At 69.8% G+C, this 4,639-nt stretch carries 4 protein-coding genes; 1 reads left to right on the top strand and 3 read right to left on the bottom strand.

All coding sequences use genetic code 11. The features are described 5' to 3' along the window. Positions 1–516: 516 nt before the first annotated feature. Positions 517–894 carry a toxin Doc gene (locus tag StrepF001_RS44600; protein WP_129803776.1) on the bottom strand — a complete coding sequence of 126 codons (378 nt, stop codon included), beginning with the start codon at positions 892–894 and terminating at the stop codon, positions 517–519. A 3-nt stretch (positions 895–897) separates the two neighbouring features. Next, on the bottom strand, positions 898–1,143 hold the full coding sequence (locus StrepF001_RS44595; RefSeq protein WP_129803775.1) for a hypothetical protein: 246 nt from the start codon (positions 1,141–1,143) through the stop codon (positions 898–900). A 189-nt stretch (positions 1,144–1,332) separates the two neighbouring features. On the opposite strand from StrepF001_RS44595, the gene sigJ reads away from it, so the two are divergent. Then, complete coding sequence (gene sigJ / locus StrepF001_RS44590; RefSeq protein WP_129803774.1) at positions 1,333–2,259, top strand: RNA polymerase sigma factor SigJ; 927 nt, start codon at positions 1,333–1,335, stop codon at positions 2,257–2,259. A 10-nt stretch (positions 2,260–2,269) separates the two neighbouring features. Here sigJ and StrepF001_RS44585 read toward each other — a convergent pair whose 3' ends face one another. Next, the gene (locus StrepF001_RS44585) at positions 2,270–4,555 is read right to left on the bottom strand and encodes a glycoside hydrolase family 9 protein (protein ID WP_346657028.1); all 2,286 of its coding nucleotides are present in this window, start codon (positions 4,553–4,555) and stop codon (positions 2,270–2,272) included. Positions 4,556–4,639 lie beyond the last annotated feature (84 nt).

Genomic DNA, 4,639 nt, shown 5'->3' with positions numbered 1-4,639 from the left:
GGGGTGGGGGGTGGGCACTGAGCGGATTCCTTTCCCACGCAGGTGGTACACGAGGGCTCTGACCGCCGAAAAGGAGCCCGGGTTGGTGCGTACCTTTTGGCGGGGTGCGGGGAGCGTGAATTCACCCTTGGCGCTTCGCACGACCGGTTCACCGAAGTGCGAATGTGCCCGGCCATTACTCCCCCCGCCGGATGGTTCACCCTTGCACATCGCACTCACGGCCAACAAGGCACTTGGGCAACATCAGCCACACTGAAATAAAGTCAGATTCGATGGTAACTCACGCCGCCGCCCCGGCCATTCACCATTCCATGCGCCCCGTGTGAAACCGACGCACGCAACGGGAGGCCGCGCACTCTCCCGACGCCTCCGGCCGAGCAGTTGGATGGAACCGGCCTCTCTCGCCAGGCCCCCGCGCAGGACGGCGGCTCCCCTGCGTGAGGCGGCCGCCGGCCCTGTTCCTCCCGCCCTCGGCCGGCGGTCCCGAGGGCGGGAGGGGCGGCCGGGTCGGGCGCGTCAGATCTGCCAGGAGCGCAGCCGGTCAGCGGCGCCGTAGACATCGGTCCTGCCGTCGATCAGGTCCCGGGCCAGGTCCACCAGCGCCCCGTAGGGCGGGTCGATGCCGACGCCGCTGACGAACATGTACGCCATGGCCGTCGCGCAGGCGAAACGGGCGTTCGCCGACGGAAGGGGCTTGAGCAGGGCGAGGGTGTGCAGCAGTGCGGCGGCCCGCCAGGCGGGGTCGGAGTCCACGCCGAGGCGGGGCGGATCGACGCGGTGCCGGGCGACGGCGGCGACCAGTGCGGAGAAGTCGTTGATCGTCGGCTGGTCCGGCAGGACCTCCTCGTGCCGCTGGAGCAGCCAGGGCACGTCGATGTGCAGGACGGGCGCCATCGGTCAGGCGGCCCGTCCCTCGCCACCGGCGGGCGGTTCGTCGTCGGGGAAGGCGGCCGCGAACTCGTCGGCGTGGGCCGCGAAGAACCGGCGGAAGGCCTCGGCGCCCTCCTGCAGCGCCCGATGCCGGGCAATGTCGGCCGCGGCCGCCTCACGCACGAGGGCCTTCATCGACGTACCGCGCTCCTTGGCGATCTGTCGCAGGTCCTCCAGCTCACGATCACTGAACTCCACGTTGAGGGCTGGCATGACATCACGGTACCGCGCGGGTACTTACTCGTAAATATCCCCAGCTCAGCAGGGATCAGGGTAGGTACCGGACGGGCAGAGAGCGCTCAAAACCCTTGAGAGGTACGTCACATTCGGCAGCACCGATGTCACATTCGGACCGCCCCGTACCTCCCAGTGGTGTACCGCGCTGCCCCGGGAGGCCCAGCCATGTCCGACCGCCCCGCGCCCGAGACGCACGACGCGACCGATGTGTTCGTCGGCCATCGCGAGCTGCTCTTCGGCATCGTTTACACGATGCTGGGCAGCGTCGCCGACACCGACGACGTGCTTCAGGAGACCTGGCTGTCGTGGTCGGCCCGCACGGGGGCCGAGACCGCCGACCGCATCGCCAGTCCGCGCGCGTACCTGGTGCGCATCGCCGTCAACCACGCCCTGGCGCGGCGCGCCGCGATCAGCCGCCGCCGGGAGACGTACGTCGGCCCGTGGCTGCCCGAGCCCCTGGTCGAGGATGCGGGAACGGCCGACGTCGACCCGGTCCTGCGCGAGGAGTCGGTGTCGCTGGCGATGCTGGTGGTCCTCGAGAGCCTGACCCCGCTGGAGCGGGCGGTGTTCGTGCTCAACGAGGTGTTCGGGTACGCCCACACCGAGATCGCGGAGATCATCGACCGCAGCCCGGCGGCGGTCCGGCAGCTGGCCCGCCGGGCGCGCGCCCATGTGCGGGCCCGGCGCCCGCGCTACCGGGCGCATCCGCGGGTGCGACGGGAGGCGACCGAGCGCTTCGTGCGGGCCGCGCTCGGCGGGGACATCGCCGCACTGATGGAGGTCCTCGCCCCGGATGTGACGGTGTGGACGGACAACGGCGGGAACCGCAGGGCCGGGCTGCGTCCCGTGCACGGCCGGGACAAGGCGGTCCGCCTGCTCACCGGCTACGCGGCCCGGCGCGGCACACAGGGGCTGGACCTGAGCTACCGCCGCGTCAACGGCGACGACGCGGCGGTGCTGTTCCAGGGAGACTCGCCCTACGCCGTGATGGTCATGGACCTCACCCCGGAGGGCGACCGGGTGTCGGACGTGTACATCGTGTCCAACCCCGACAAGCTCACGCACGTGCACCGGGACGACGAGGACATGTGAACCTCAGCGGTCATCCCTGGTCGGCCACGAAGGACGCCATCCGGGTCAGGGCGGAGTTCCAGTTGATCGTGTGCTCGTTCGTCGACCAGGACTGGATGTCGTCGATGTAGCAGAACTGACCGACGCAGCCCTGGAGTCTGCTCTGTGCGTAGGGGTCCTGGATGCTCGAGTTCGGCCCGCCGGCGAGCGTGCCGGCCGGTGGGTTCGGCTGGTTCGGATCGAGTTGGTGGGCATACCAACGGGCATGCTGGTTACGGGAGTTGACCTCGCCGTAGCCGGTCACGTACGAGATGTTCAGGGCGTTGCGGCCGAAGAGGTAGTCCATGCTCTGCAGCGCGCCGTCACGGAATTTCGAGGCGCCCGTGATGTCGTACGCGGTGGCGATGACGACGGCGTTGTGCAGGATCTGGTGGTTGGAGCCCCAGTCGTAGAGGTTGCCCTCGGGGGCGTACGGCATCCCGTACGGGTGTGACTTCAGCGTGGCGAGGTAGCGGTCCGCTCCCTTGATCACGGACTGGCGCACCTTGTCCCGGCCGGGCAGCCTGCTCGGCACGGTCGCCAGGTCCAGCCGGGCCACTGCCGCGGTCCTGGCCCAGTCGTAACCGAGGGGGCCGAAGATGTCGGCTGTGTGGACCGGGGAGTTGAGGACGTGGTCCGCGAACTCCTTTTCACCTGTGCCGAGATACAGCTCGGCCGCGGCCCAGTAGAACTCGTCGGTGACGTTGCTGTCGGCGTACGTACCGCCGCCGATGCCGTCACTCTCGGAGGCGTACCGGTCGGGGTGGGCGAGCGCCGCCGACCAGGCCTTGCGCGCGGCGGCCAGGGCCTTCGCCGCGAACTCCCGGTCGTACGGCTTGTACAGGCGCGCCGCCTGCGCGGCCGTCGCCGCCAGGTTCAGGGTCGCCGCGGTGGACGGCGGGTGCAGTTCACGCTTCTGCGGGTCGTCGTGCGGCATCAGCGGCAGACCCGTCCACTGCTCGTCGTGGATCTTGTGGTGCGCCATGCCGGCCAGCGGCTGCCCGTCGGGCACCTGCATCTTCAGGAGGAACTCCAGCTCCCAGCGGACCTCGTCGAGGATGTCCGGCACCTTGTTGCCGCTCTCCGGGATGGCGAGCGTGCCGTCACCCAGCTTCTCCGACTCCCCGGTACGGGCCAGCAGTTCGCGTTCGTACGTGCTCAGCAGCTCCCACACGGAGATGCCGCCGTTGACCACGTACTTGCCGTGGTCGCCCGCGTCGTACCAGCCGCCGGTGACGTCGAGCGTGTAGTCGCACACCCCCGGCTGGCAGGGCACGGCGCCGTCGCCCTGGTTGGGTGCGACGCCGACGTGTCCGGCGGGGCGGGCGTAGCCCGGGCGCAGGTCGTCACGGATCGCGAGACCGCTGCGCTGCGTGTAGTAGTACTTCACGGCGTCGAGGCGCAGCCGCTCGTAGGCGGCCGTGCCGATGTCGAAGGGGCGGCTCGCCTCACCGTCGGCGACCAGCGTGAAGTCCTTGCCCTGCTTGCGGTGGGCGCCGAAGTCGATGGAGTGGACGTTCTGGGCGGAGGAAACGTCGGTGCCGCGGGGCACGGTCCAGCCCTGGGCGACCACGGCCCCGGACGCGTTCTTCAGCTGCCAGGGCAGCTTCTCGGTGGCGTCGGTGACCAGCGTGGCGTTCTTCGGCCCGACCGGCAGATAGGCGACCTGGTTCACTCGCACCCGCGGCCCGGTGTCGGGCTCGTACACCTCGGGCGGTACACCGCCCAGCAGCGAGGCGTTGTCCATGCAGAAGCGCCACGCGTCCGCGCTGCCGCCGAGCTGGAAGGCGACCTGGCCCTGGGGCGTGTCGACGGGCGAGGTGAAGGTGTACGCGTACGAGTTCCCGGAGACGCTCAGCTCCGGCGTCACCTCGAACCAGGTGTCGTACGGCGCCGCCGACAGACCGACGATCGCCCGCACGACGTGCCCCTCGGGCGAGCCGTTCGCGGTGAAGGAGAAGCGGTACGACTCCCCCTTCACCAGGGCGATGTCGTTCTGGCCGACGGCGGCGTCCCAGCGGTTGGCGGTGCCGCCGGGCACGTCGGCGCAGAGCTGCCCGTCGGACAGGCCCACGGTGACGTTGCTCGTCGTCCACCACGGCTCGGTGCCGGTGTCGAACGTGCCGTTCTTCAGCTGCTCGACCTCTTCGGCGCCGGCCGGTGCGGCCGGGAGTGCGGTGAACGTCGCCGCGAGAAAGGTCGTCACGGTGAGCAGCGCGGCTCTGCGTCGTGGCGCGGTCGGGTAGACTTTGATCAGTGCGTCGCGAGAACCAAGCACGCGCTATCTCCTTGACGTTGACGTCAACCGGGCTGGTTCCAACACGGCTGGTGCTGATAGCGTAAGACTCGATCACTCGTCGAG

This window comes from Streptomyces sp. F001, assembly GCF_004187715.1.
GTDB classification, from domain to species: domain Bacteria; phylum Actinomycetota; class Actinomycetes; order Streptomycetales; family Streptomycetaceae; genus Streptomyces; species Streptomyces flavusporus.
This window is presented reverse-complemented; position numbering and strand designations above follow the sequence as displayed.